The organism is Priestia koreensis, assembly GCF_022646885.1.
In the GTDB taxonomy this organism is placed as follows: domain Bacteria; phylum Bacillota; class Bacilli; order Bacillales; family Bacillaceae_H; genus Bacillus_AG; species Bacillus_AG koreensis_A.
Genome location: NZ_CP061868.1, coordinates 319,977 through 346,830, shown reverse-complemented (window position 1 = coordinate 346,830; position 26,854 = coordinate 319,977). Strand labels below are relative to the sequence as shown.

General features: G+C 40.1%; 25 protein-coding genes, 1 pseudogene and 1 other annotated feature. Of the genes and pseudogenes, 13 read left to right on the top strand and 13 right to left on the bottom strand.

Features of this window, described 5'->3' with window-relative positions; all coding sequences use genetic code 11:
- Positions 1-15 precede the first annotated feature (15 nt).
- The 6 genes from IE339_RS01825 to IE339_RS01800 form a co-directional block, all read right to left on the bottom strand.
- Positions 16-861, bottom strand: coding sequence for an SAM hydrolase/SAM-dependent halogenase family protein (locus tag IE339_RS01825; protein WP_242176081.1), 846 nt, complete (start codon positions 859-861; stop codon positions 16-18).
- A gap of 95 nt (positions 862-956) precedes the next feature.
- Positions 957-1,206 (bottom strand) — a binding site (T-box leader).
- Positions 1,207-1,322: 116 nt separating this feature from the next.
- A complete protein-coding gene (locus IE339_RS01820) occupies positions 1,323-2,678 on the bottom strand; it encodes a GH1 family beta-glucosidase (RefSeq protein ID WP_242173059.1) in 1,356 nt (451 codons plus the stop codon).
- 15 nt (positions 2,679-2,693) lie between these two features.
- Positions 2,694-3,590 (bottom strand): carbohydrate ABC transporter permease, encoded by an 897-nt coding sequence (locus IE339_RS01815; RefSeq protein WP_242173054.1) that lies wholly within the window; start codon positions 3,588-3,590, stop codon positions 2,694-2,696.
- Between the two features lie 2 nt (positions 3,591-3,592).
- Positions 3,593-4,492 carry a carbohydrate ABC transporter permease gene (locus IE339_RS01810; RefSeq protein WP_242173052.1) on the bottom strand — a complete coding sequence of 300 codons (900 nt, stop codon included), beginning with the start codon at positions 4,490-4,492 and terminating at the stop codon, positions 3,593-3,595.
- Between the two features lie 77 nt (positions 4,493-4,569).
- Complete coding sequence (locus IE339_RS01805; protein ID WP_347342717.1) at positions 4,570-5,883, bottom strand: ABC transporter substrate-binding protein; 1,314 nt, start codon at positions 5,881-5,883, stop codon at positions 4,570-4,572.
- Between the two features lie 82 nt (positions 5,884-5,965).
- Positions 5,966-6,994 (bottom strand): LacI family DNA-binding transcriptional regulator, encoded by a 1,029-nt coding sequence (locus tag IE339_RS01800; protein ID WP_242173050.1) that lies wholly within the window; start codon positions 6,992-6,994, stop codon positions 5,966-5,968.
- Positions 6,995-7,226: 232 nt separating this feature from the next.
- Between IE339_RS01800 and IE339_RS01795 the strand changes: the two genes are divergently transcribed.
- The 4 genes from IE339_RS01795 (at position 7,227) to IE339_RS01780 (ending at position 11,519) form a co-directional block, all read left to right on the top strand.
- Positions 7,227-7,424: a DUF3951 domain-containing protein gene (locus IE339_RS01795; protein WP_277933934.1), complete on the top strand. Its 198-nt coding sequence runs from the start codon at positions 7,227-7,229 to the stop codon at positions 7,422-7,424.
- A gap of 183 nt (positions 7,425-7,607) precedes the next feature.
- The gene (locus IE339_RS01790; RefSeq protein ID WP_242173046.1) at positions 7,608-9,311 is read left to right on the top strand and encodes a molecular chaperone HscC; all 1,704 of its coding nucleotides are present in this window, start codon (positions 7,608-7,610) and stop codon (positions 9,309-9,311) included.
- Positions 9,308-10,837, top strand: a complete 1,530-nt coding sequence (locus IE339_RS01785; protein WP_242173044.1) for a J domain-containing protein — start codon at positions 9,308-9,310, stop codon at positions 10,835-10,837. Before IE339_RS01790 ends, IE339_RS01785 begins: the two co-directional genes overlap by 4 nt.
- A 19-nt stretch (positions 10,838-10,856) precedes the next feature.
- Positions 10,857-11,519, top strand: a complete 663-nt coding sequence (locus IE339_RS01780) for a DUF1266 domain-containing protein (RefSeq protein WP_242173042.1) — start codon at positions 10,857-10,859, stop codon at positions 11,517-11,519.
- A gap of 37 nt (positions 11,520-11,556) precedes the next feature.
- On the opposite strand, the gene cysI is transcribed toward IE339_RS01780, so the two are convergent.
- Both cysI and IE339_RS01770 read right to left on the bottom strand, forming a co-directional pair.
- A complete protein-coding gene (cysI, locus tag IE339_RS01775) occupies positions 11,557-13,272 on the bottom strand; it encodes an assimilatory sulfite reductase (NADPH) hemoprotein subunit (RefSeq protein ID WP_242173040.1) in 1,716 nt (571 codons plus the stop codon).
- 47 nt (positions 13,273-13,319) lie between these two features.
- Positions 13,320-15,122, bottom strand: a complete 1,803-nt coding sequence (locus IE339_RS01770; RefSeq protein ID WP_242173037.1) for an assimilatory sulfite reductase (NADPH) flavoprotein subunit — start codon at positions 15,120-15,122, stop codon at positions 13,320-13,322.
- 254 nt (positions 15,123-15,376) lie between these two features.
- On the opposite strand from IE339_RS01770, the gene IE339_RS01765 reads away from it, so the two are divergent.
- Positions 15,377-16,267, top strand: coding sequence for a LysR family transcriptional regulator (locus IE339_RS01765; RefSeq protein ID WP_242173034.1), 891 nt, complete (start codon positions 15,377-15,379; stop codon positions 16,265-16,267).
- Positions 16,268-16,362: 95 nt separating this feature from the next.
- Complete coding sequence (locus IE339_RS01760; protein WP_053403185.1) at positions 16,363-16,578, top strand: hypothetical protein; 216 nt, start codon at positions 16,363-16,365, stop codon at positions 16,576-16,578.
- 44 nt (positions 16,579-16,622) lie between these two features.
- Here IE339_RS01760 and IE339_RS01755 read toward each other — a convergent pair whose 3' ends face one another.
- Together IE339_RS01755 and IE339_RS01750 are read right to left on the bottom strand one after the other, a co-directional pair.
- Positions 16,623-17,249: an FMN-dependent NADH-azoreductase gene (locus IE339_RS01755; protein WP_242173030.1), complete on the bottom strand. Its 627-nt coding sequence runs from the start codon at positions 17,247-17,249 to the stop codon at positions 16,623-16,625.
- 101 nt (positions 17,250-17,350) lie between these two features.
- The gene (locus IE339_RS01750; RefSeq protein ID WP_242176079.1) at positions 17,351-18,136 is read right to left on the bottom strand and encodes an SDR family oxidoreductase; all 786 of its coding nucleotides are present in this window, start codon (positions 18,134-18,136) and stop codon (positions 17,351-17,353) included.
- A 240-nt stretch (positions 18,137-18,376) separates the two neighbouring features.
- Between IE339_RS01750 and IE339_RS01745 the strand changes: the two genes are divergently transcribed.
- Both IE339_RS01745 and IE339_RS01740 read left to right on the top strand, forming a co-directional pair.
- Positions 18,377-19,258 carry a cation diffusion facilitator family transporter gene (locus IE339_RS01745; protein WP_242173028.1) on the top strand — a complete coding sequence of 294 codons (882 nt, stop codon included), beginning with the start codon at positions 18,377-18,379 and terminating at the stop codon, positions 19,256-19,258.
- Between the two features lie 351 nt (positions 19,259-19,609).
- Complete coding sequence (locus IE339_RS01740; RefSeq protein WP_242173026.1) at positions 19,610-19,825, top strand: hypothetical protein; 216 nt, start codon at positions 19,610-19,612, stop codon at positions 19,823-19,825.
- An 83-nt stretch (positions 19,826-19,908) separates the two neighbouring features.
- Here IE339_RS01740 and IE339_RS01735 read toward each other — a convergent pair whose 3' ends face one another.
- Positions 19,909-20,424, bottom strand: a complete 516-nt coding sequence (locus tag IE339_RS01735) for a YehS family protein (RefSeq protein ID WP_242173024.1) — start codon at positions 20,422-20,424, stop codon at positions 19,909-19,911.
- Positions 20,425-20,802: 378 nt separating this feature from the next.
- Between IE339_RS01735 and IE339_RS01730 the strand changes: the two genes are divergently transcribed.
- Positions 20,803-21,408 (top strand): TerD family protein, encoded by a 606-nt coding sequence (locus IE339_RS01730; protein WP_242173022.1) that lies wholly within the window; start codon positions 20,803-20,805, stop codon positions 21,406-21,408.
- Between the two features lie 83 nt (positions 21,409-21,491).
- On the opposite strand, the pseudogene IE339_RS24745 reads toward IE339_RS01730, so the two are convergent.
- Both IE339_RS24745 and truA read right to left on the bottom strand, forming a co-directional pair.
- Positions 21,492-21,590: pseudogene (locus tag IE339_RS24745) on the bottom strand (DUF2691 family protein); the annotation flags it as partial.
- 70 nt (positions 21,591-21,660) lie between these two features.
- Complete coding sequence (gene truA / locus IE339_RS01725; RefSeq protein WP_242173020.1) at positions 21,661-22,404, bottom strand: tRNA pseudouridine(38-40) synthase TruA; 744 nt, start codon at positions 22,402-22,404, stop codon at positions 21,661-21,663.
- A 244-nt stretch (positions 22,405-22,648) separates the two neighbouring features.
- On the opposite strand from truA, the gene IE339_RS01720 reads away from it, so the two are divergent.
- From IE339_RS01720 to IE339_RS01705, 4 genes are all read left to right on the top strand, one after another.
- Entirely contained in the window at positions 22,649-23,227 is a 579-nt protein-coding gene (locus IE339_RS01720) for a TerD family protein (RefSeq protein WP_242173018.1), read from the top strand.
- Positions 23,228-23,402: 175 nt separating this feature from the next.
- Entirely contained in the window at positions 23,403-23,912 is a 510-nt protein-coding gene (locus tag IE339_RS01715) for a YcjF family protein (RefSeq protein ID WP_242173015.1), read from the top strand.
- Positions 23,913-24,092: 180 nt separating this feature from the next.
- Positions 24,093-24,656 carry a glycerol-3-phosphate responsive antiterminator gene (locus tag IE339_RS01710; protein WP_242173012.1) on the top strand — a complete coding sequence of 188 codons (564 nt, stop codon included), beginning with the start codon at positions 24,093-24,095 and terminating at the stop codon, positions 24,654-24,656.
- 234 nt (positions 24,657-24,890) lie between these two features.
- Positions 24,891-26,840 carry a lamin tail domain-containing protein gene (locus IE339_RS01705; RefSeq protein ID WP_242173009.1) on the top strand — a complete coding sequence of 650 codons (1,950 nt, stop codon included), beginning with the start codon at positions 24,891-24,893 and terminating at the stop codon, positions 26,838-26,840.
- Positions 26,841-26,854: the final 14 nt, after the last annotated feature.

The following is a 26,854-nucleotide window of genomic DNA, read 5'->3' as shown; positions in this document are numbered from 1 at the left end:
CTATAAACCAAATTCTTATTGCACTTTTTTCAATGTGACGGACCAATTTGAACCCGTTCCAACTCGATAGGCTTGAGAAAATGATCCTTGGTTAATTGCAATAGCTCCATTATCTAGCGAATTAATATAAACAATCGGCTCATTTATAGAAGTGGCAGCAAACGAACGGCCAAATATCATCGTATTGTTATACACTTGATGATTCGGTTGACCAATCGTCACATGTAATCGATCACCGTAGTGAATGCCTGCTTCTTCAAATAAGTATCTCGGAATATTCGTCCAGAGGTTGCCAAAACGAACATCTAAAATCTCGACTACTCCTTTTACGGTTCCTGCCTTTTGTTCTGGGTGGGTCAAAGGTAGATTCACAATATCTCTTAACTCCATAGGTGGACCCACCTCATCAAATTGAATAACTCCGGCCGCTAGACGAGCACCCGTATAAGCATAAATATCTCGACCGTGAAACGTATAAGAATGTCCAGAGCGTGGTAAGCGGTTAATTGTCTCATCTAGCTGTCGTACTTCAACGATTCCGAGAATTTCTTGAAGGTGTGTAAGCGTGCCATTATCTGGGGTAATAATGTATTTATGGTCAATGGTTTTTGCGACCACACTCTTTCGCACAGATCCTACTCCAGGATCAACTACAGAAACAAATACCGTTCCTTCAGGCCAATATGATACGGTCTGCAGTAATCGGTAAGATGCTTCCCATATGTTATAGGGAGGAATATCATGTGTTAAATCAAAAATACGGATCAAAGGACTTACAGAATACGCCACTCCATACATAGCACTAACTGCTCCATCACTGATACCAAAATCTGATTGTAAAACTAATGCTTTACTCATCACATCCACCCTTTCTATCTCTCATTCTCGTTAGACCCTTCTGTGTTACCTCACCTCCTTTTTCAAAATAAAAAACACCACACCCTCATCATTACTTTGATAAGGACGTAGTGTTGTGAACACACACGTGGTACCACCTTAATTCGTTACAAAAACGCAACCTCTATTCGTGCAAAAACACGATCGGTGTTGGTAACGAGCACCGCTTCTCGTCGCAGCCTACTAAGATAATCTTTTCGGAACGAAGCTCCGAGGCCATCCTTCAAGTCATCATTCTGCTTCTTTTCACCAACCGAAGCTCTCTATAAAGAATAATATGACCTTACTTCTCCTCATCAACGCTACTTATTAATCCAAACATTCAGAAAATATTATCATTATCATACACAAAACCTTTTTTAGTTTCAATACTAATTTTAGAAAATTTAATCTATTTTCGGAAAATCATTTTCAGGTAGGTAATCTTAAACCTTTTCTTTTACATCGGAAGATAAAAGAGAGCGTTGCTGAATAATTTCTGCGTATCGATACGCACTGTCTTTCCAGATGCGTTCTTGGGAGTTGAAATCTACATAGAGAATGCCAAAGCGCTTGTCATAGCCAAAGCTCCATTCAAAGTTGTCCATCAGTGACCAAAGGAAATAGCCTTGAACATTCATGCCTTCTTCATTTAAATCCGAAACGGCCTGCAGATGCTGCTCGATATAATCGACTCGTTCATGATCGTGCACCCTTCCGTTTTCTAGCTGATCATCAAAAGCCGCTCCGTTTTCTGTAATATAGATAGGAAGGTCCGTATAGTCTTGGCGAATACGACGAATCAAATCTTTAAACTCTAATGGTGAGATATCCCAGTTCATTCCCGTTTTTTGATAATCAGAGTGAGCGCCTCGATACATAAAATCATTCGCTGCATTAAATTCGACGAAAGCTCTGCTGTAAAAGTTAATGCCTAAAAAGTCACACTCAGTCGCAATAATCGAGAGGTCGCCTTGTTGTATAAAGTCATATGAGTGAACGTATTTCGCAAATAAATTCATCATATCCACTGGATACGCACCCTTAAATACAGGATCTAGGAACCAACGATTTGAGTAGCCGTCCGCATTGTTACGAGCAATTTGATCGTTCATGGAATCCGTTTTTGCATACACGGGAGATAAATTGAGAGTGATACCGATTGGCGTTTTTGATCCTAGCTCTTCTTTTAACAATTGCACCGCTCTTCCATGAGATAGAAGAATGTGATGAATCGCCTTTAGTGCCTCTTCCAAGTTCGTGTGTCCTGGTGCATGAACACCTTGATGATAGCCTAAAAATCCTGCACACCAAGGCTCATTGTGCGTAATCCATGAATCCACGTCTACATCTAATTCTTGAAAACATACTCGTGCATAATCTACAAACCATTCGACAGATTCACGATTCACCCAGCCTCCCTCTTCGTGTGCCCACATAGGCAAATCCCAGTGATAAAGCGTGATGGCTGGTTTAATCTGTTCTTTCTTCAACTCGTTCACAAGGTTTTGATAAAACGCCATTCCCTCTGGGTTATATACGCCCTTTTGTGGGAAAATTCGTGACCATGAAATTGAAAAGCGATACGAGTCCACTCCTAGACGCTTAATGTGCTGAATATCTTCTTCATATCGGTAATAGTGATTGCAGGCAACGTCTCCATTATGCTGCTTATACACTCTTCCTGGAATATCACAAAACATATCCCATATAGACGGAGTTCTTCCTCCCTCATTATGCGCGCCTTCAATCTGATAAGACGATGTTGCTGTTCCGAACACAAACGTTTGATCAAATTTCATTGAAATCATTCCCCTTTATTCTTTAATAGATCCAGCAGAAATGCTGCTGACAATGTATTTTGATAAAAACAGAAACGCCACCATGATAGGCACAACTGAAATCGCAATTCCTAAGTACATGGATCCTAGGTTTTGTGCCACCTGCGAGCCTTTTAAAAAGCCCATTAACACTGGGAGCGGATATTTTTCCGGTGAGAACAAAATGACGAGTGGTGTAATGTAGTTATTCCATGAGCCAATAAACGTAAAAATCGACATCGTGGCAACAGCTGGCATCATCACAGGAATTGCCACCGTATGAAAGATTTTAAACTCACTCGCTCCATCAATTCGAGCTGCCTCAATTAAACTCGAATGAAGCGTTGTTTGTAGATACTGACGTAGAAAGAAGACTACAAACGGGCTCGCTACAGCCGGTACAATTAATGGAATGAACGAATCTAAAATTCCTAAATTTTTACTCAACTCATAAAAGCCAATTAAGCCAAGCTGACCTGGAACCATCATCATGACGAGCATAAATACAAATAAAAAGTTCTTTCCTTTGAAGGTATAAAAGGCAAAGCCATAAGCCGTTAAAGCCGAGAAATACCCAGATAAACAGGTAACTAGAATGGAAATAATTAAGCTATTCTTAAATCCTGACCAGATATTTATGTAATCCATCATTGTACGGTAGTTTTCCATCAGCGCGTGCCCTGGAATTAATGTGAATCCAGCTAAGATTTCTTCGTTTGACCTTGTCGCATTCACCATCATCATTAGAAATGGAATAAAGCAGATTACAGCCGTAACGATGAGCCCGGTATAAATAATAGGCTTTACGAGCTTACGTACTCTTTTAGGGCGATTTGTTTCGATAGAAGATTGCGGAGCTTGCTCAAACTCTCTAACTGCTGTTCGTTCGATCATGTCTACACCTGCCCTTGCTGTTTTCGTTGATTTCCATACATTCCTTTAAATACAATCAGGGAGAAAATAAGCGTAATGACGAACAAGCCGTATGCCACAGCAGCTGCATAGCCGTAGTTATTGTATTTAAACGCCTGATTATATAAGTACAGAACCATCGTGCTAAGTGATCCTTCAGGTGAACCAATTCCATCCGTTAAAAGCATCGGTAAATCAAACAATTGAAGGCCGCCTATAAGAGACGTAATCATGATGTACAATAAAATAGGCTTTAAAAGTGGAACCGTAATTCTAGTGAATGTTTGCCAACGATTTGCTCCGTCAATTAACGCCGCTTCGTAATAATCCTTTGAGATCCCTGACACCCCTGCCATTACGACGATAAAGGAATGACCAAACCACATCCACGTTAAAATAAGTGATACGGAGATTTGGGCGCTAGCAGGTTCGTTCAGCCAATTAATAGGTTCAGATATAAGTCCAATCTTCATCAGCATCATATTTAGTGACCCATGCTGCCAATCAAGTAAAATTCCGAATAACAGTGCTACAGAGCTAATTGTAATCAGGTTTGGTAAGTAAAAAATCGAGCGAAAGAACGCGAGGCCGCGAAGCTTCATTCGCATATCAGAGAAAATCATTGCCAGTAAAAGGGCAAGACCCATCTGAAGGACAAAATTCACTCCCCAGATTTTCCACGTGTTAAAAAAGGCATCAATGAAATAGTGATCGGTTATTAACCTTTTATAATTTGCTAGTCCAACAATTTCGGCTGTCCCACTACCTGTATAATTGGTGAAACTATAATAAAAGGTTAAGGCAACTGGATAAATACTAAAGATTAAAAAGACAATCCAAAACGGTGCAATGAATAGATAGCCATATCGATTGACTTTGCTCATTTCTCCCGTCTCCCTTCGTCAAATTCCTAGCAGCGAGTAGAGCAGTGAAACTCTTCCCCTACCCGCTGCATGTAGGCTTATTTCTTTGGTACTTTTAGTTCTGGAAATGCATTTTGTGCTTTTTGATAGAAATCCTTAATCGCGGCTTCTTTTGATTTTTTACCATCTACATAGTCACGCACAGCGTTCCCATAAAACGTATCTAGCTGTTGGTCGTACTTTGTGACGATTCCTGGTTCGATTTTCTGTGCTTGGTTCAAGAAGAATGTATAGTTGTTTTGTCCACCAAGGAACTTGTCACTAAAGTTGTCTTTAATGGAATCTGTTACCGGTAAATAAGATAAAACATCTCCTGTTTCCTTACTCCACTTAGTTAAAAACTCATCGTCTTGTGTCATCATTTTGACAAAGTCATACGCAAGCTTTTTGTTTTTGGATTTGTTATACACGCCTAACCATGTTCCACCCCAGAAGTACGGGCTAGGTCCACTTGTTACTGCCCAATCCCCGACCGATTTTTTTACGTTGTCCTTCAACACACTATGAAGACCCCAAGTAGGAAGAACATATGAGAAAACCTGTGTTTCGACTTCTTTTCCATCCTCTTTTACTTTGACAGGCTTATCCATGGATTCATACCAAGCCGGAGACCATTCACCAGCTAGAGCCGTATAATTCTTTTTGCGTAGCTCTTTTGCATAGCTCATAAATTCAATTTTTTCATCTGTTAACTGTACTTTTTTATCTTCATCTACCCAAGCAGTTGGGTTATTTCCTTGAGAGAACCAACGAATAGACCCTTCATCTGGGAACATACGGTAGCCCTTAGCCTTCATTTTCTCTGCTACCGCAAATACGTTGTCCATTGAATTTAACATCTCACCAATCTTCGTAGGATCATCTGTTCCAAGCACCTCTTTCGCAATGCTGCGCTTGTAATAAATCCCTCCTGGAGTCGTTTGCCAAGAAAGTGCTCTTACATTTCCATCCTTGTCTTTTCCTAGATCAAATACATATGGAATATACTTGTCTGCTAGTTTATCAACGTTATAAGGCTTCTCAGATAAGTTCTCCCAATAACCCGCATCAACCCATTGTTTTAAAAAGGCAATTTCCCCTGTGAATACATCAGGAGCACCTACTCCACTTTCAAGAACAGGCTTTAGCTTTGTCGGATAATCGGCAATTGGCACAATGGTCAGCTCGACCTTCACACCATTTTTCTCTTCAAACGTTTTGATTGGTTTCTTTAATTCATCCGTGAATGACCAAATGCGCAGGTCCACTTTTTTGCCGTTCGAACTGCCACCTGCTTCTTTATTACTGCATCCAGCAAGTAGCCCAATTGCTAGAATTAGTGCCATTAGAACCGTAATCGTCTTTTTCATCATATAGCCCCTTCTCTTTTACGAAAGCGGTTTCGTTAATACTCTTTAAAAAAATCGAAACCGCTTTCGATTATCATTAAAAAAATTATTTTTTTCTTTTTTCTCTTTTCGGCGTACTACAAGATTCACGTATCATTAATTCCACTGGGATGCGCTCAGAAACAATCATCTTATTTTTCTTATTGATTTGTTCAATCAAAATTTCAGCAGCTCGCTTTCCAATCTCTTCTGTATCTTGACGAATCGTCGTGAGCTTCGGCGTAATATACGAAGCCATTTCAATATCGTCGTACCCTATCACTGAAATATCTTCAGGCACTGATAGGCCATGCTCTTTAATCGCTTCGATTGCACCAACCGCCATATGATCACCTGCGACAAAAACTGCTGTTGGTGTGTCAGGTAAACCTAATAGCTGCTTCATAGCTCGTTTACCATCTTCGATTGAAAACAATCCACCATCGATTAAATACTCTGGATCACAAGGAATATTCAGCTCTCTCATTGCCTCTTCGTACCCTCTAATTCGTTCATTCGACACATCTGAAGAACGAACACCCGCAATGTGAGCTATTTTAGTGTGACCGAGATGATGTAGATGATGAACAGCCATCTTTGCTCCCTCAACATTATCCGATTTGACGATACTACAGTTTTGGTGATCCATATCAATAATGATGACCGGAAGCTCGCTTTCAACGATCTCTTTTACCTGCGGGTCCGTAGGATCTGAACAAATGACGATCACCCCATCTACAGCACGATGTAAGAAGTGTTCAAGATAGCTAGTATCTCTTGTTCGCAGATTACGAGATGCTAAAATTAAGTCGTATCCTCCTCGCTCGGCATATTTGCGGAAGCTTTCAATAACCGCACTGAAAAAAGGATGCTTCATTCCAACTTCGTTTGCTTCTGAAAACATGACGCCAAGCGTCCATGATTTCTTAGTAGACAGATACTGTGCGTGGGCATTTGGTAAATATCCCATCTCTGCAGCCGTCTCTAAAATTTTCTTTTTCGTTTTTTCGCTTACATCTGAATAATTATTTAAAGCTTTAGACACGGTGGTACTTGAAAAACCACTCTTTTTTGCTACGTCATAGATTGTAATCATTACTATCTCCTCTTTATCGAAAGCGCTTTCGTTAATGTTATTATAGCTCACTCATTTTTATGGTTCAATATACTTTTTTACTATTTATCCAATAATTTCAAAAATAATTCACCAAGACATTTTACATATGGGCTATTTTTCTGTTAATTTATTACATTAAATAGGTTTTCATGTAAAATCAATCGGGAAATTGAAAGATTAGAAAATTAGAGGCGTTCTATTAATTATCCTTTTGCTGTTTGTGATTAGTATTTCTTGTTTTATGGCGGCCATTGTTCTTTTTGTCATTTACCAAATGATCGTTAAAAAGAAGTGTCCTACTTCCTTTTATACTCCTTTTGATCATATTACCACTCAAAGCATCACGAGCTTCCATGAAGAGAAAAAATGCAAGGTAAAAGAGAATGATTTAGTTGATGGTAAAAATTAGATATAAAGAACCAGGATTCTACAAACCCTCTACTATCAACGGTTTACAATACACAAAACTTATCCATAATCGGTAATCACTAGTGTGATTGGGATCTTCTGTTTCCCTTTCATAATACAACCTATATAATAGACACTGTGAAAAAATGAACCTACATAAATAGCAAATAAGGGAGAGAATAATATGACTACAATTGGAATTGATTTAGGTACTTCTAACAGCCTTGTTGCTTATTGGTCAGAAGATGGACCGAAAATCATCCCTAACGTATTAGGCAAAAACCTTACCCCCTCTATTGTTAGTATGGATGATAACGGTGAGATTTTAGTCGGGGATGTTGCTAAGGAACGTCTAATTACTCACCCCAACCTTACCGTTTCCACGTTTAAACGACATATGGGTACAAACAAAAACTACATTCTTGGATCACATCGATTCTCACCGGAAGAATTATCTTCATTTGTTTTACAATCACTTAAAAAAGACGCCGAAGCTGCGTTAAATGAGGAGATTACAAGTGCTGTTATAAGTGTTCCTGCTTATTTTAACGATCGGCAGCGCAAAGCTACGAAGCGTGCTGCTGAATTAGCGGGTCTAAAGGTAGAACGTTTAATTAGTGAACCAACGGCTGCGGCCATTGCTTATGGCTTTCATCAACATGAAGATGATACGAAGTTTCTTGTATTTGACTTAGGTGGTGGAACATTTGACGTCTCTATTCTAGAGCTTTTTGATGGCGTAATGGAAGTAAAGTCAATTGCCGGCGACAACTTTTTAGGCGGAGAGGATTTTACAGAGCTTCTTATGAACTATTTCGTTAGCGTTGAAAAGATTGATCCAAATTCTCTTACTCCACAGCAGCTATCCGTCCTATTCAAACAAGCTGAACAGTGTAAACGTCAAATTGGGGAAATGAATCAAAGTGCTGAAATGAACCTACATCTTGAAGATCGCTTACATACTGTAACAATCCAGCGCTCACAGTTTGATAAGCTTACACAGCCTTTATTACTTCGCGTTCGCAATCCAATTGAACGTGCGCTTCGAGATGCCGATCTTCACGTAAGCGAAATCGATGCAGTTATTTTAATTGGAGGCGCAACGCGTATGCCAATGATTAAAAATACTGTAAGCAAAATGTTTGGAAAGCTTCCTTTCCTAACCATTCACCCAGATGAAGCCGTTGCGCTAGGTGCAGCCGTACAAGTTGCGTTAAAAGAGCGAAACGAAGCGGTAAGCGAGCTCATTCTAACAGACGTCTGTCCATATTCACTTGGCACAAGCATATCAAGACAAGTAGGATATGATCAGTATTCATCTGGTCATTTTCTCCCGATTATTGAACGAAATTCACCTATTCCTATTAGTCGCGTAGAGCGCGTTAATACGATCCACGATGGGCAAAAATTCGTCCGAATCGATGTGTATCAAGGTGAAAGTCGAATGGTCGAAAATAACCTCAAACTAGGCGAATTCGATGTCGCCATTCCAGCTGCACCTGCAGGTCAAGAACAGATCGATATTCGCTATACGTATGATGTCAACGGTCTTCTAGAGGTTGAAGTGACGATTGTAAGCACTGGTGAAAAGAAGCACATGCTTATTGAGCAAAATGAAGGCGGATTAACGGCTTCAGAAATGGCAGAGCGTATGGAACGCCTAAAAGATATTAAAGTTCATCCACGCGAACGCACTGAAAATCGTCTGTTACTTGCACGTGGTGAACGTCTATATGAAGAATCGTTAGGAGACAAAAGACACATTGTAGCACATGCGATTGAACGCTTCGAACAGGCGCTTGCCACGCAGGATGACAAAACGATTCGCCATGCAGCAGTAGACTTTACAAAAGCATTAGATGAATTCGAAAGTTGGCAACCCGTATGATGTCACCTTGGGATATTCTTGAAATTGAGCCAACAGACGATCTTTCGATGATTAAAAAAGCTTACTCAAAGAAGCTGAAGATGTATCATCCGGAAGACGATCCAGAAGGGTATCAAATGCTTCGAGAAGCGTACGATCAGGTATCCAAACAAGCAAAGCGGAAGAAAAAGCAGCGCGTACCGGTACCAGATATACCTGTGGAAGAAGTAAACAATCGACCTAATCGAAATATTGAAGAAGTAAATGATCAACCTACCCTAAACCTTGAAGAAAAAGAGGAAGAAGAACTATTTGATATTCCTTCTCTCATTAAGCTACCGTCCCATCAAAATTTAGAGTGGGATAAAGAGGATGCGATTGAGCAGTTCTTCGATAACGCAGAAGATCTTTACAATGACTTCCCTTCTCGTATTGAGGAGGAAAAGTGGCTAGAGCTATTAGATGACGATCTCCTGTGGGATATGGAGCTAAAGCAACGTATCAGTGAAGATCTGCTCATCTTTATTACGCAGCATTACACCTTACCAAAACACATTTGGCTGCTGCTAGAAAATCAGTTTGAATGGCGAGCGATGATGGAATCCGGAAATCATGGATTAGACCCTGAATCTACAGCGAATTTCTTACGCTTTTACAAACAGCGAATTGGTATTTATCCATCTCTTTCGTTTGAAGCAATTAAGTATGCCAACATTGATCATGATGAGTTTCTCTCTCAGCGCGAAGAAGCACTCGGTTATCTTTTAACAAACGAATTAGACGAAGCACTGCTCTCGATTGAACGTGCAGAAGCAATATTTGCAGACGATCCTGACCTTCTTAGAGTCAAAGCAGATACGTTGTTTAAGCTTGGCATTATTACAGAATCCATTGCTTTATGGAAGAAATATCTCACACTTCGACCAACCGATATAGATGCAAAGATGTTTTTAGCCCGTGCGCTGTATAATCGAAAAATGTTTAGCGAAGCACAAGACCTATGTGACGAGCTTTTAGCCTCTCATCCTGAGCATACCGGGGCAATTAGCTTAAAGGGAAAAATTCTTCTAAAAGAAGGACGACTTGAGGAATCAAGACAGCAGTTCAAGGATCTCAAGAGACTTGTTCCATATGATGCGGAAGCTGTTACATACTTAAGTGAAATTCATCAACTAATGGGGACACCTGCATATCGAAAGAAGTATAAACACATTTTCCCAAAAGCATCCTTGCGTCGGGAACTGCAGGAAAAGAGTTTCATGAGTAAGCTGGGTTCGTTCATATTTAATCAATTTCGACTTAGAACCCTCATCCCGATTATTCTTGTTTTCGTTTTTTGGAACATGATTGGAATTGGAGGAAATAACATCACAAGTGATATACCTAAGTGGGTTCTCGTTACGGGGTCTATTACTTTTTTACTGACGGACCCCACTGCCGAACCTTTCTCAATCACGATTCCGACGGTTCTATTGTTTCTTTTAATCATTCTATGTGTGATCAAAATTTTAAGAGAATGGAGACATCTCATTCGCGCCATGAAGTAAAAAGGAGGAGGATCGATTCATGCATAAACAACAAAGACGATTTATTTCTGCTCTTGCCTCTACTCGTTTTTATGGGCACGGCGCTTATTATTCAATGGTGAGATACACGACAAGCAGAAGATCAAACGGCCTGTCTAAGCGAATATCCAAAAAAAATCTTGAGTCCATTAACGTCATTGACAACGAAAGTGCTCATCAAATGTTAAGCTGGATGCTGGAAACTGGAGCTCGAACTGAGTTTTATCGGATTCAAAACCTTTTATTGTTGCTTTCAAAAGAGGAACAGGATGCCCATATTAACTCCTTAGCAGATGAACCACTAATCGTGAAGTTTCGAGTCGCTCAAGCATATCTTCATCGATTACCTGATGGTAGAGATGCTAACATTGGCGCGTTTGATTATGCTGGCTGTGTTCTATTTGCAGGTATGGCACATCAAGTCGGTTATCTTTCAAAGCAAGAAGCAGCGTACTATGAACGGCTAGCCGCCCAAAAATCACAAGAGCATTACCAGAATTGGCAAGAGTATATTACCTCCGTCACCGCTGGAGTTCACTTTTCTCAGCTCAATGAGGAGCATCTACAGCGGCTAATTAGTTATCAGGAACATTACCTTGTTCGGTCACTCGTTTCAAAAACAAGCCCATTAAGAAAAGTCGATTGGAATACGGAAATAAGTTAAAAAAATCAAAAAAGAGGAGCTAAATGCCCCTCTTTTTTTATGCATGAAAATTAGTACCGTCTGTTGTTGGTTTGATGACTCCTGTACGGATCACGAAATCACCAAAATGCTCTCCGTCTTGACGCTCTTTCGCATAGCTTGCAAGTAGGCCACGAAGCTCGGTTAGAATCTCCTCTTCCCCGATGTTTTCACGATACATCTTGCTTAGACGACTGCCATCAAACGCTGCTCCAAGATACATGTTGTACTTTCCTGGCGCCTTCCCGATAAATCCAATCTCAGCAAGCGCATGTCGAGCGCATCCATTCGGACAACCTGTCATACGAATTGTAATTTCCTCATCACGCAGACCGTTCTCATCAACGATTTCTTCAATTTTATCAATTAGCTTTGGAAGATAGCGTTCTGCCTCTGCCATTGCTAATCCACACGTTGGCAGCGATACACATGCCATTGAGCTACGGCGTAGGGCAGAGTAATTTTTTCCGTCTGTTAACCCGTATTCCTCAATCAGTGCACTGATCGCTTTCTTTTTCTGACTAGATACATTGGCGATGATTAGGTTTTGATTAGCTGTTAAGCGATAATCTCCCTTATGGACTTTTGCAATTTCGCGCAGTCCCGTCATCAGCTTATATCCGTCGTAGTCTGTCACACGTCCACCCTCTACGAAAAGAGTGAAGTGCCATTTGCCGTTTGAGCCTTTTACCCATCCATAACGATCACCGTTATGTGTGAAGTTGTATTCTCGTGCTTCTTCTAGACTCCAGCCAAGACGATTTTCGAGTTCAGCTTTCACATTTTCAAGTCCTAGGCGATCGACCGTATATTTAAAACGCGCATTTTTACGTACAGAACGGTTTCCATAATCACGTTGAATCGTAATTACTTTCTCCGCAAGATCAAGGATCTGCTCGGGCTTACAGAAGCCAATGACTTTTGCCACCTGAGGATACGTTTCAGTATCACCGTGCGTCATTCCCATACCGCCACCGATTGCAACATTGAACCCAACAAGCTTGCCTTCTTCTACTACCGCAATAAATCCTAAGTCTTGTGAGAATACATCAATATCGTTGGAAGGCGGAACCGCGATCCCAATTTTAAATTTACGAGGCAAGTAAAGAGCTCCGTACATTGGCTCTACTTCCACATCCGGTGTTCCTTCGATCTTCTCCTCATCTAACCATAGTTCATGATACGCACGCGTACGAGGAAGTAAGTGGTCACTCAATTTTTTCGACCACTCATAGACTTCACCATGGACGTCTGATTGATCAGGATTCGGGTTACACATGACGTTACGGTTTACGTCACCACAAGCCGCAATCGTATCTAAAAGAGACGCATGAATTTCTTGAATCGTCTTTTTCATATGCCATTTTAAAATGCCGTGCATTTGGAACGTTTGACGAGTCGTTAGTTTCAGTGTTCCATTTCCATACTTTTGTGCTAGCTCATCCATGACTAGCCATTGCTCAGGTGTTGCGACTCCACCTGCCATACGAACACGAAGCATAAATTGATAGGCTGGCTCTAGCTTTTGTTTTTGACGCTCGTTACGTAGATCACGATCGTCCTGCAAATAGCTTCCGTGGAATTTCATCAGGCGATTATCATCTTCTGAAATACCTGAACTGATTGGCTCAAGCATAGATTCTGCAAGCGTTCCGCGCAAGTAATTACTTCGCTCTTTAATTTCCTCCACATCACTCGGAGGGCCATCTGGCGCTTTTAACTTTGTGTTTACCATCTATAAAAACTCCTTTCCGTCAAACCGTTAGTGCATCAAGAGTATGATCAATATACATCACGCTGATAGCGTTTTGTTTGCTGCATATTTGCAAGGTATGCTTCCGCCTTTTCGCGGCTCATATTACCTTCTTGTTCAATGATTGTGAGAAGCGTTTCTTGAACATCGTGGGCCATATTCTTTTCGTCTCCGCAAATGTACACAGCCGCTCCTTCTTCTAACCAAGCAAACAGCTCCTTGCTCTTTTGAAGCATACGGTGCTGAACATAGACCTTTTCATCCGTATCACGAGAGAACGCTACGTCCATTTTCGTTAATACGCCTTCTTTGATCCACTTTTGCCATTCTGTTTGATATAAGAAATCCGTCACAAAGTGCTGATCTCCAAAGAATAGCCATGACTTTCCTTCGGCTCCTGATTCTTCTCTCTCCTGCATAAACGCACGGAATGGTGCAATGCCAGTGCCTGGTCCTACCATAATAATTGGAGTATCGGCATTTTCAGGAAGCTTGAAGTTTTGATTGTGCTGAATGTACACCGGAATCGTATCGCCCGGCTGCAGGCGTTCAGATGCTAGAACAGAACAAACACCTTTGCGCTCACGTCCATGTGCCGTGTAGCGTACAGCTCCAATCGTTAAATGAACCTCTTCAGGATTTGCTTCTAAACTACTCGCAATGGAATAGAGTCTTGCAGGCATTTTACGAAGAATTGAGACAAATTCCTGTGCGGACCCTGTCCAAGGACCGTAATCACGCAGTAAGTCGACGAAATCGCGCCCATTTATATAAGCCTTTAAGCTCTCTTCGTTACCTTTTGCTACAAGCTCGGCTGCAGCCTCACTTTCAAGATAAGCGACGGCTTTTTCTAGCACGGGCTTCGTTAACGCTGTAATTTCAAACGAAGATGTTAACGCGTCTTTTAACGTCGCACTCTCCCCTTGTTTATTAATCGTTACCTTATCGTCTGCGCTCCAGTTCCCTGCTTGCAGTAAAAGTTCGACTAGCTCCGGATCGTTCGTTGGGTAGATCCCTAAGCTGTCTCCTGGCTGATACTGAATCCCTGAACCTTCAAGAGACAATTCTAAGTGACGCGTTTCCTTATTCGAGCCGCGTCCGTTCAAATTTAAGTTCTCAAGCACTTCTGCTTGGAACGGATTTGTTCGTGAATAAGAAGATGTTGCTGATGTTTGCGTCGTTTCTTGCACAGAAACCGTCGCACTGCTTTGACCCTCACTAAGTCCATCAAGCACACCCTGTAACCACTCAGCTGCCGGTTCGTCGTAGTCTAAATCACAGTCGACGCGATTATATAAGCGCTCAGCACCTAGCTCAGCAAGACGCTCATCAAATTCTTTTCCTGTTTGACAGAAAAACTCATATGAACTGTCTCCTAAAGATAAAACCGAGTAACGAAGAGACTCAAGCTTCGGTGCTCTTCTGCCATGTAAAAATTCATGGAACGAAAGCGCATTATCAGGCGGGTCTCCCTCGCCGTGCGTGCTGACGACAATTAAAAGGTTCTCAAGTTTCTTTAAGGTATTGGGCTTAAAATCATTCATTGAAGAAACGGTTACGTTAAACCCTTTTTCCTCTAGCTTCTTACCCGCATTTGTCGCAAGGCTCTGTGAATTGCCCGTTTGCGATCCGTACAAAACGGTTACGTCTTTTGATACAGCTTGTGGCTGTGGTGCAGGTGTTGGCGCTGTAGCCGCTGCCCCTTGTCCCTGGATAGCTGCTAAGTAGCCGCTTAGCCATACTTTTTGTGATTCCGTTAATGTTGGCAAAAGACGATTAAGGAGTTCTGCCTGCTCCTCATTAAATGGACTGTTCATAACTTGAAATTGCAACGATATCCACCTCTCAACAAAATCTAAACGATTCGTTATTCTCTTTATATACAAGGATGGTCGTTCCCCGTCCTTGTATTCCAATCTCCTAAAATTTTTCTCAATTCTATTTTCCCTATAAATTAAGTTGGTTTTTAGAAGATGAAATATTAAAAAAGTTTCTACTTCTTACTTTACCCAAAATGAACGCATTAGTAAAATAAATATAACTTATTATAACTATTAAGATTATTAATAATAAGGAGGGTCTCTAGTTGTACTATGATGAGTTAAAAACGTTTGTTACGCTTGCGGAAGTAAAGAACTTCACGAAAACAGCTAAGCTACTCATGATTTCTCAACCAAGCGTCAGTTCTCATATAAAAAATCTCGAAAAAGAATTTCAAACAAAGCTGTTTGAGCGTTCGCCAAAAGTATTAAAAATTACGCCTACAGGGGAAATTTTATACGAGCGTGCAAAGCAAATGATTATGATTTATGACCAGACTCGTCAAGAAATACTCGAGCATCATCATTCGATCAAGGGTGAATTAAAAATTGGTGCTAGTTTTACGATTGGTGAATATATCTTACCTTCTCTTCTACGTGATCTTCAGGATCACTATCCTGAGCTTGAACTTCAGGCCGTAATCGGAAACACGGAGGAAGTTATTCAGTATGTACGTCGCTTTGAAGTGGATATTGGGTTAATTGAGGGTCAGACTAATGAAAAAACGCTCTCTGTTCATCCCTTTATGCAGGACGAGCTTTTTATCACAGCTTCTACACAGCACCCTCTCGTACAGAAAGAAGAAATTACAGTAGCCGAGCTTCAAAATCAGTCGTGGATTACGCGTGAAGTCGGTTCAGGAACGAGAGAATACCTTAATCATGTTATTCGTTCAAATGGCTTAAAAGTAAAGTCACTGCTGACCATTAGCAGCAATCAAGGTATTAAGGAGTCACTCATTAGCGGAATGGGTCTGTCGCTTCTCTCGAAATATGTCATTGAGCGCGATGTGCGACAGAAAAACCTATCTGTCGTAAAATTAAAGGATTATTCGTTTACTCGCACTCTATCTTACCTTTATGCGCCCATCATGGAACAAAAAAAGAGCGTAAAGATGTTTATTGAACTACTAGAAAAGAATGAGGGGAGCGAATAGACGTCCGTTTGCTGTTTATTCACAAGAATTTTGGAGAAACATATATAATGGACTTATCATCAGGTTTTTATTTTACATAATTGAGGTGCGTAACGATGCAATCAAAGAAACAACTACTTTTAGGTATTTTATATCTCGTCATTGTGTTGGCGGTTTACCTGTTCCACTTGCCACTAAGGGCTGCTTTCATTATTTTAGGAATTGTGGTGCTTGTTGATCTTCTTCTATCTATTGGAGAGAGAAACAAATTCAAAATCATTATGAATGCCATTACGCTTGTCGTATTGGTTACAGGAGCGATTCTTCTGTAAGAGAAAAATCCCGTGCTCGTTATGCGACGAGCACGGGATTTTTATTAAAATACTTTTGCTTCTGATGCTGCTTTTTCAAGACCTGCTTCGACGATTTCACCCGCACGGTCTGGGAATTGATTATGTCCTTCAATAATGACACTGTTTAAGTTCGTAATACCGAAGAATGTCATAACATTGCTTACATAGTTTACAGCCATTTCAACTGACGCTGCAGGACCTTCTGAATAAACGCCACCACGTGCGTTAAGAAGCATCACTTTTTTGTCACCAAGTAGTCCTACAGGACCTTCTTGTGTGTATTTGAACGTTTTCCCTGCTTGACTTAAATAATCTAAGTATGTGTGTAGTACGGCAGGTACCGTGAAGTTCCAAAGTGGGAATGCAAGTACGACTTTATCTGCTGCTACGAATTGATCTAAGTATCGGTTCGCAACGTTTGCTGCATTTTGTTCTACTTCTGTTACGTCCATTCCGCGTCCAAGCTTAAATTGACCGTTAATTGTATCGGCATTTAAGTATGGAAGCTCTTCGTTGAATAGATCTAGCTCAACGACTTCCTCATTTGGATGTGATTGTTTGTAGCTATCTAAAAAAGCTTCATATAGCTTTACTGTTGCTGATTCAGCTGATGTTCGGTTGTTTGCTTTTACAAAAAGAGTATAACTCATAGTATGACCTCCACAAAGTTGTTTACAGTCATATATTACGCCCTTTTCACGCTCACTTCGAACGGCTTTGGTCTGAACTTATCTCAGACTTTAGGCTGAGACTAGACCTCCATCTCCCAGCGCTCCTGCTCCGTCTTTTTCAACTGATCCTCTGTTTCTTGTGGGTGCACGATGCGAAATTTATGATGGTTTTTCGGGATAACCTCAATCATTTTACGAATCATATCCTCAGGGTCAAACTGATCCTTTAACCCTTCTTCCTGCTTTTTCATCGATTCTCTGCTCGTCAAATGATGTTCTTCATCATACCATTTATATTTTTCTTCTGCCGCACGGTCATTAAAGCCCGTCTTATAAGCGCCAGGATTAATAGTGGCAACCTGCACATCAAATTCCTCTAGCTCATTCTTTAGCGTTTGGGCAATTCCTTCGATCGCATGTTTTGTTGCCGTATAAGGTCCAACATAGGTAGTAGCCGAGATTCCGGCCATTGAGCTCATAAAGATAATTTTCCCGCTGCGTTTCTTCATAAATTGTTGTGCTGCGAGCTGTACCGTTTCAAGTGTGGCAAATACATTCACCTCAAAAAGAGCGCGGAACCGATCCATTGGTACTTCTGCAAGAGGTCCTCCTTCATTAATCGCCGCATTGGCAACAAATATATCGAAATCATACGCTGAAATCTGTTTTCGATCACGTTCATTTGTAATATCCAGCTTAAATACTTCTATGTCTAGCCCCTTTTCTTCTATCTTTCTCAGCAAATCCGTTTTTTGTGCAGTCAGCTCCGTCGTTGCAATGATCCGATGCCCCTGTTCCGCAAGACCAATCGCAGCTCCGCGGGCTAGTCCTGTTCCAGCTCCAGTAAAGAAGATTGTTTTCCCCATCATAATCCCTCCAAGTAATTTAGCTTATGCTCGGTTTTTCCCATTGCGTTATTGAGCTAAACAACATAGGAGGTTTTTGACCTTTTAAAAAAAGTAACCCTTCTATCATTTTTTTTCGTAAAAGCAACTTTTTTCACACCCTAAAAAAGTGCTGAACATTACTAAAAACGTTGCTATAGACCCACTCAGCAACCGCTTGATAGTATAAAAGTAAATCATTTTCAAAGGAGCGTGAAACTAGTGAAAAATAACTCTGCTCGTATTGCCTTTTTGTCCGTACTCAGTAACAGTAGTGTCGTCGTGTTAAAACTAATCGTAGGATTACTGACCGGTTCAGTTGCTGTTTTATCAGAAGCCATCCACTCTTCGCTCGATTTACTTGCTTCGTTAATTGCCTTCATTTCCGTTCGCATCTCTGGAAAACCTGCCGATAAACAGCATCCATATGGCCACGGGAAAGTAGAAAACATTTCCGGAACCATCGAAACGCTACTAATCTATGTCGCAGGGATATGGATTATTTACGAGTGTGTTCATAAGCTCATTGCGCCTGAACCTCTTAAACTTCCATGGCTCGGTATTGCAGTAATGTTGGTTGGTGCTCTTATTAATTTCATTGTATCTAGAGTGGTGAATAAAGAAGCAGAACGAGTGAACTCTGTTGCGATGAAATCAAATGCCTTTCACTTATTAACCGATGTGTATACATCCCTTGGAGTTGCAGGGAGTTTAATACTTGTTTCCCTTACAAAATGGACGTTTCTAGACCCTATCATCGGTATTGTATTAGCACTTTATATCATGTTTGAAGCGACGAAATTAATGAAAGAAGCTTTCCCTCCTCTATTAGATGCTCGATTAACAAAAGAAGAGGAAGCCACTATTCTAAAAGCGATTGAATCATTTAAACACGAATATATTGAAGTGCACGATTTCAAAACGAGAAGAGCTGGATCTGAACAGTACATTGATTTTCACCTTGTTGTACCCTCACAGCACAGCATTGAACGTATTCATGAGTTATGTGATCGAATTGAGGAAAAAATCCAGCGTCATTTTGAAAATGCTTCTATTATGATTCACCCAGAGCCTGAGGGGCATCAGTTGAAGAAAAGTCAGTAGGAACAGAGAATGGTTCATAAAATAATAAAACCCAAGAGGAGATTGTGATCCTCTTGGGTTTTATTATGAAAACACCGTAATGAGAAACGCGGCAATACCTGCTAGATAATAGACCGCGGCAATAGCTAGTCCACCTGTTAATAATGTAAAAACACTTACCCCAATCGCAATTTTCGTTTTCATTCTCCGACACATCCTCTTATTTAATTAATAGTATAAGTATGTCCAAGAATACGAGATTTATAACAAGCATCTGCTAAAAATTTATGAGATCGTCCTATCGTTCTAAAATTAGCTATCTGTTCATACGCTGTTAGGAAGTTCGCATATGTTTGAAATGGGGGATGACAAATGGTAGCCGTACATTTTTTTGAAAACAAAACGCTTTTACTGAGTCAGCTGCGTCAAAATGTCCCTGCTACGGGAGAAGAGTTAAAAATTAAAGGCAAAAAAGCAAAAGTGCTTCTCGTAACAGATGTTGATGATACAAACATTCATGTCCAAGTAGCCGTTGAGAAGATTGTGAAGAAAAACCCTGTGGATGAAGCAAAGAAAAAACGCCGATAACGCACAGAACACCTCCAAACAGATGGAGGTGTTTTTTACGTAAAAAAGCACTCTACTGACCTGCAATAGAATGCTTCTACCTTTTATCCTCTATATTGTACCGTTAGCCCACGAATGAACTTTCTTGCAAAGTTATCGCCACATTCTTTGTAATTTTTATGCCCTTCTTTTCGTAATAAAGCACCAAGCTCACCCTTAGATACCGCAATGCCACCGTCATCAAATATATCAAGCATATCTTCGCTCGTAAGGGACAGCGCAATCTTTACTTTCTTTAAGACGCGGTTATTCATGTTCACCGTATTTTTAACCGGTGGCTCTGGTTTTACCACTTGTCCTGGCTTTGGCTCCTGCTTTCCACGTTTAAATGTAATAAGACCATTTAAAAATGAATCGAGCATAATGTTATCACACGTAATGCGGTCATCGTGTGCCGACAAATCCTCATCGCTGTCATAGCTCTCAGGCGACTTTGTTAAAATCTTGAACAGCTCTTCCTTTGTTACCTCTACTCCACCGAGCTTAAACATTTCAATCATATCTGTATTTTTAATATCCAGCGCATAGCGCAAGCGAATTAAAACATCGTTATTATCCATTTATAACTCTCCTATAACTTGTTGATTTATCCATAGTTTTGGTTAGTTTTCGTCAAACTAAACGCCAATTACGTTCTTCCGCACAAAAAGAAAAAGGCGATTACATCTTTTTCATTTGTAAACCAAAATGAAAAAGTATCAGCCTTATCTACTGCTCATTATATCAAACTGTTCGTAGAGAACGAAGGATAATTTTATAGGAGAAGATAAAATACCCTTATAAAATTCTTAATGAGTCAGGTTTCAAAGTATTCTTTTAAAGGTAAATTTTTGAAAGAACTGTTTTTGCATGATACCCTTAAGAAAACCCATCTTTGCATCGCAAAAAGGTTTTTCCTCGATTTTAGCGTGACGAAACTATCAATAAGGAGAATCACAATGATCCAACTAACGAAAAAAGGCCAATCAATTAACCTCTCAAAAGACACACATACCTCTCTAGGCGAAATTTCGGTAAATTTAAACTGGAATCAAAAACCAAGCTCTGGTGGCTTTTTCAAAGCTTTGCTAGGCGGGAACAAAAGCGCTGATCTTGATCTCGGATGTTTATATGAGATGCAAGACGGACGACGCGGCTGCGTGCAAGCCCTTGGAAATGCCTTTGGAAACCTACAAGGAGATCCATACATACAGCTAGATCACGACGATCGTACAGGAGCATCAACAAATGGAGAAAACCTTCGTATTAACGGAGATAAACTAACCGATATTAAGCGAATCCTTGTTTATACCTTTATTTATGAAGGGGCTGCCAACTGGAATGAAGTCGGCGGCGTTGTAACGCTGAAGTATAAAAATGGCGAAGACATCGTCGTAAACATGGACGAGCATCGTAATGGAAAAATCATGTGCGCCATTGCCATGATCGAAAACGTCCAAAACCAAACCTTCAACGTGAAACGTCTTGTTGAATATTTTGACGGCCATCAGCAGATGGACAAAGCCTATAAATGGGGCATGCAGTGGACAGCTGGGCGCAAATAATAAAAGAAGGGCCTTTTATAGGTCCTTCTTTTGTTAGTAGTCTAGAAATTAATTTGGCATATACTCACGATTAAAATCAGCTGTTACCAAACAGATAGTCTTGTTCGTGTATCGTCTTCATCTGTAATACATTGAAGATCACGAAATCCCTTTACCTTGGCGTTTTGATCTAGACTTTCGAGCTTTTCTTTGTTCTATCCATTTGTGACAAAGGTGTTTACTTAAATCATTTACTCAAAAGCTTAACTAACCCTAGTTCTTAAACGTAACGTGATCCAAATACAGCCCTTCTGCTTCAGCCATTCTTCCTGTCTGAATGCGTTCTTTAGATGCTAAAATGCTCGGTATACTATTAGCGTCTACATTTCCTACGCCTACTTCAATTAACGTACCTACAATTTTTCGTACCATGTTGTATAAGAAGCCGTTTCCGCAAACGTTAATTTCGATAAAGCCATCATTTCTTTCAATCGTTAAGGAATAGATTTCACGCACCATCGACTTTTTCTTCGACTTCGCGTTTGAATACGAAGTAAAATCATGCTCACCGAGAAAATGCTTGGCAGCTTCCCTCATCTTTTTCAAATCAAGCTGCTCTGGAACGTGCATGCTATATTTTCTCATGAACGGATGCGTGTATTTCTTATTCCAAATCTTATAGGAATACGTCTTCTCTTCCGCGTTATAGCGAGCATGGAAACGATCATGAACCATCTCGACCTTTACAACGCTAATATCATTTGGAAGATAGTGGTTTAAATAGTCCATTACTTCTTCCGTCGTTGCACTCTTCTTCATTTTGAAATTGGCTACTTGAGCAAGCGCATGAACACCGGCATCTGTTCGTCCAGATCCAATAATTTCGATCTTCTCTCCCGCAAGTTCTGTTAAAACATTCTCAATTTTACCTTGAATCGTGATATCACTATTTCCAAGACGCTGCCAGCCTTTGTAGCGAGCGCCATCGTATTGAATCGTTAATTTATAGTTGTTCATGTGTTCTCCTTTTTAGTGAATTCTTCTTATATAGATTACCAGAGAGCAGGGATCTGTGAAATGCTTTTCACTCTTTCTACAACTGCTTCTATCAAAGGTTATTACTATTAATTATGGTCATTTTTCTGTAAAATAGAAACCGAATCTCCTATATGACATTTTTTTACACGTTTTCATATAGGAAGCTACAATACAGACGTTACGTAATATAAAAAATCTATACTGTTTAAAGGAGGCCATCATTATGGCATTATCATTGTCAAAAGGTCAAAAAGTCGATTTAACAAAAACAAACCCTGGTCTTACCAAAGTTCTAGTAGGACTTGGCTGGGATACAAACAAATACGATGGCGGAGGAGATTTTGATTTAGATGCCAGCGTGTTCCTTTTAGACTCTACGGGAAGATGTGCTTCTGAACGAGACTTTGTGTTCTATAACCAGCTTGAAGGTGGAAATGGTTCTGTTGTTCACACTGGAGATAATCGAACTGGTGAAGGTGACGGAGACGACGAGCAAATTAAAGTAGACTTGGCAAACGTGCCAGCAAGCGTTGAAAAAATTTCGTTCGTTATTACCATTCATCATGCAAATGAGCGCTCTCAAAACTTTGGTCAAGTATCCAATGCTTTTTGCCGAATTGTAAACGAAGCGACAAACGAAGAAGTTATTCGCTATGACCTAGGTGAAGATTTCTCCATTGAAACAGCGATCATCGTCGGTGACCTATACCGTCACAACGGCGAATGGAAGTTCTCAGCTGTAGGAGCTGGCTATCAAGGTGGATTGGGCCGTATTGCAACAGACTTTGGATTAGACGTTTAATTCTTTTTAAATGAGTTAATTAAATAGACTTAGCAACTAAAAAGTAAGGATCAGATGACTGGTCCTTATTTTTTATGGATCACGTTAGGCATGATTTTAGAGGTCAAACTCAAGGATTCTTTCCTCCAAAATATGCTATATTAGAACATATCCATTCAGAAAGAAGGCTTTAACAATGATACCAACTACTATAGAAGAATTGGATCAAATAAAAAAAGAATGTACGAAGCTTGTAAACAAGCGAGCATCAGCCTCAGGTCTAGTCGCGGTTATTCCCGTTCCAGGTCTTGATGTAGGTGCAGATGTGGGGATTATGATGGAGCTAACGAGTAAAATTAATAAAAAGTTTGGGTTATCAAGCGAGCAAATTGACGAACTTGATACCGAAACAAAGCGCATTCTAATGATGATTATTAGCTCACTTGGTGCAGAACTAGCTGGAAAATTAATTACGAAAGAATTGGTCGTACAGCTTCTCAAAAAAGTGGGCGTTAAAGTAGCCACAAAAGCTTCTGTTAAGTTTGTCCCTATTATCGGACAAGCCGCCGCTGCAGGAATTAGCTTTGGAGCCATGAAGCTTCTAGGAAGATCTCATGTGGAAGAATGCTATAAGATTTGTAAGAAGTATATTGAAGATCAACAGCAGGAACAGGTTTCTGAATTTGAGACGGTTTCTTCTAAATAATAAAAGCTAGCGTAAACCCTCTATGTTGAAACAAACGTAGAGGGTTTTTATTAACAAAATGCCCCCTCTTCTTCTTTTTCAAAGGAAAGAGAACATTTTATAGCGAATAATTACATAGACTAATTTTAATTACGTAGACTACTATTTTATTTTCTAGTAAAAACCAAGGGGCTGTTATCTTTGAATATTGTCGATCTTGTTCAGTCACAGGTTATTGCATCGGTCAAAAGTGAAGCTGATATTGAAAAAGCAATCGCAAGCAATTGTGATACGGTTTTTCTTCTGACAGGGAATCTATTAAACATGCAAGATTACCTCGAACGACTTAAACGAGCAAAAAAACATATTTTTATTCATATTGATTTTATTGAAGGTCTTTCTAATACAAGAAGTGCTATCAAGTATATCGCTCAAATTTGGCGGCCAACAGGAATCATTACAACAAAGAACAGCCTTATTAAATTTGCCAAAGAGGAAAAGCTAATGACCATTCAGCGTATTTTCCTCATTGACCGTGCTGCCCTTCAAAAAGGGATTGAAATGTGTAAAACGTATAGTCCAGACGCGATTGAGATCTTACCTGGTTTAATGCCAAGTATTATTGATCAGCTTACGAGACAAATTAACCTACCGATTATTGCGGGTGGCTTAATTAGTACGAAAAATGATATTCTTCAGGGATTAGAGGCAGGCGCTTTGGCGATTTCGTCAGGTGATCCTTCCCTTTGGAATTTTGACATTTGACGTTGTTATTTTATGTATTTTGTGTTATTATCTAAATAATCAGATATTTTATCATTACCGATCGTTGGGTAGAGATATGGAGAACCCTGTGATCTTTAAGTATATTACGACACACGTAGTATATTTGAAGATCGCAGGGTTTTTTCACGTGATTACATAATAATCTCTAACTTCAATTGTAGAAAAAGGCTGATAAGATACTCTGATTGATGAAAAGGAAGGGATGGGAAGCAAATGGGATTAAGTAAGTCGTACAGATGGGGAATTTATTTGGTTGTACTCCTTTTAGTAGTAGGAAATAGTGTACTATTTCCTGTTTCCAAGTCAATAGCCGTTGAAAATACGGTGCCTCAGCTATTAATTACAGAAGTTATTCCGGACACCGATAACTATTCTAGCTATGATGCCTATGAATACGTGGAAATTTACAATAACAGTGACAAAGAGGTCGATCTTCAAGGGTATCACCTCAAATCTAGTAGCTGGAACAAAATAATTGAGCAACCTGCCAAAATAGCTCCGTGGGATACGATGATTTTTTGGACGCAGAGACAAGAAGTTCAGCCTCTTTCATTAGAAGGGTTTAACCAATTTTACTTTTCTTCTTATAAAAGCAAACATCTTACCGAAGATCGTATACAACGCCTCGAAAATATTAGTGGATTAGTCAATAGCGGACAACAGACCGTATCCCTTACAGATCAGAATGGGAAAGAGATTGTTAAAGCCATTTATAAGGGTGAAAACGTTATTGCCAATAAATCAATTACCTTCCGTCATCCACAAGATGGTAGTCGCACTATGCAAATTATTTCTGGTAATCAAACACCTACACCTGGTTGGATTTATCTCGAGCAGGCTCCGCCTAGATCAAAAACAGATGATGTAGCACCCCAAACCCCTAGTAACATCAAGGCAACTGCCGGAAACGGTGAGATTTCATTAACATGGGATCAAAATGCAGAGTCTGATCTTTACCGATATAACATATACCGAGACGATAAACTTGAATTTTCTGTACCCGCATCAAAACAAGAATTCACCCTTTCCCTACTCACTGGCAATGTCGATTATGATCTCCAAATGACAGCTGTTGACTATTCGGGAAATGAATCAGAAAAATCGCCTGTTTATACAGTGAAACCTGGTCATCAGCTTATTACACAGGTAGAACGATCTCCAAACGATAAAAATCCAAACTACCAGTCACTTTGGAACATTAGCAGTGATGGTCCAGTCATACCAGGACTAGCGCAAGATTTAGTGCCTCAAGGACTTGGTTATTATAAGAAGAAGAACTGGTTGTTTACCATTAATTATTTGAATGACGGCAGACCTGGAACGCTATGTGTCATTGATGAAACGACCGAAAAATTAATTAAATCGGTTGAATTGTACAATCCAGACGGTACCCCATACAGAGGCCACGCAGGTGGTGTGGCTGTAAGCAAAGAACATGTCTGGGTTTCTTCAGAAAACTACCTTTTCACATTAGATATTAATGACATTGTTCAGGCTGAAAACAATGACGAAGTTACGTTTACGAACCAAATTCCTGTTCCTGTTGAAGCAGCTTACGATGTGTACGACGATGATTATGGCATTCTGTGGGTAGGAGAATTCTACGAACCAAGCAGTTACCCTACAGATCCAACTCATCACTTCGTTAATCGAGGTGGTGAAATGCAGTATGCTTGGATGGTAGGATATAAAATTAAAAGCAACACGGATATGCTTTCGACCGAACAATGGAACAAAAACTCTAATCAGCCTGCCACTCCTGATTATGTTTTATCGACAACAGGAAAAGTGCAAGGAGCAATTGTTCAAAAGAAAGGAATTTCATTAGTAACCTCTTATGGCCGTGCAAATGATAGTGTTTTATATCGTTATAATGACCCGCTAAAAGAAGAGCCACATCAGTACGTAAAAATAGGTGAAAAACAGGTACCGCTATGGTTTTTAGATGGCGAAACAGCCAAGCCAGTAGAAAGTCTTGTTGCCATTCCTATGAAAGAAGGAGCGGTCTTAGTAAAGAAGAATCTGTACGTCTCTTTTGAGTCTGGCGCAAACAAGTACCGTTATACGGGTAAATACCCAACAGATCGCATGCTAAAAATTGATATGAAAACGTTAATGAAAGATGACCATGATCTAGAAAAAGAAGAGAAAAAGAACAATTAAATAGATTACAGTAA

Coding starts and splice junctions, on each gene's coding strand:
- IE339_RS01820 (WP_242173059.1), bottom strand. CDS start 2,678: ATGAAATTTGATCAAACGTTTGTGTTCGGAACAGCAACATCGTCTTAT.
- IE339_RS01815 (WP_242173054.1), bottom strand. CDS start 3,590: ATGATCGAACGAACAGCAGTTAGAGAGTTTGAGCAAGCTCCGCAATCT.
- IE339_RS01810 (WP_242173052.1), bottom strand. CDS start 4,492: ATGAGCAAAGTCAATCGATATGGCTATCTATTCATTGCACCGTTTTGG.
- IE339_RS01805 (WP_347342717.1), bottom strand. CDS start 5,883: ATGATGAAAAAGACGATTACGGTTCTAATGGCACTAATTCTAGCAATT.
- IE339_RS01800 (WP_242173050.1), bottom strand. CDS start 6,994: ATGATTACAATCTATGACGTAGCAAAAAAGAGTGGTTTTTCAAGTACC.
- IE339_RS01790 (WP_242173046.1), top strand. CDS start 7,608: ATGACTACAATTGGAATTGATTTAGGTACTTCTAACAGCCTTGTTGCT.
- IE339_RS01785 (WP_242173044.1), top strand. CDS start 9,308: ATGATGTCACCTTGGGATATTCTTGAAATTGAGCCAACAGACGATCTT.
- IE339_RS01780 (WP_242173042.1), top strand. CDS start 10,857: ATGCATAAACAACAAAGACGATTTATTTCTGCTCTTGCCTCTACTCGT.
- cysI (WP_242173040.1), bottom strand. CDS start 13,272: ATGGTAAACACAAAGTTAAAAGCGCCAGATGGCCCTCCGAGTGATGTG.
- IE339_RS01760 (WP_053403185.1), top strand. CDS start 16,363: ATGCAATCAAAGAAACAACTACTTTTAGGTATTTTATATCTCGTCATT.
- IE339_RS01755 (WP_242173030.1), bottom strand. CDS start 17,249: ATGAGTTATACTCTTTTTGTAAAAGCAAACAACCGAACATCAGCTGAA.
- IE339_RS01750 (WP_242176079.1), bottom strand. CDS start 18,136: ATGGGGAAAACAATCTTCTTTACTGGAGCTGGAACAGGACTAGCCCGC.
- IE339_RS01740 (WP_242173026.1), top strand. CDS start 19,610: ATGGTAGCCGTACATTTTTTTGAAAACAAAACGCTTTTACTGAGTCAG.
- IE339_RS01735 (WP_242173024.1), bottom strand. CDS start 20,424: ATGGATAATAACGATGTTTTAATTCGCTTGCGCTATGCGCTGGATATT.
- IE339_RS01730 (WP_242173022.1), top strand. CDS start 20,803: ATGATCCAACTAACGAAAAAAGGCCAATCAATTAACCTCTCAAAAGAC.
- truA (WP_242173020.1), bottom strand. CDS start 22,404: ATGAACAACTATAAATTAACGATTCAATACGATGGCGCTCGCTACAAA.
- IE339_RS01720 (WP_242173018.1), top strand. CDS start 22,649: ATGGCATTATCATTGTCAAAAGGTCAAAAAGTCGATTTAACAAAAACA.
- IE339_RS01715 (WP_242173015.1), top strand. CDS start 23,403: ATGATACCAACTACTATAGAAGAATTGGATCAAATAAAAAAAGAATGT.
- IE339_RS01705 (WP_242173009.1), top strand. CDS start 24,891: ATGGGATTAAGTAAGTCGTACAGATGGGGAATTTATTTGGTTGTACTC.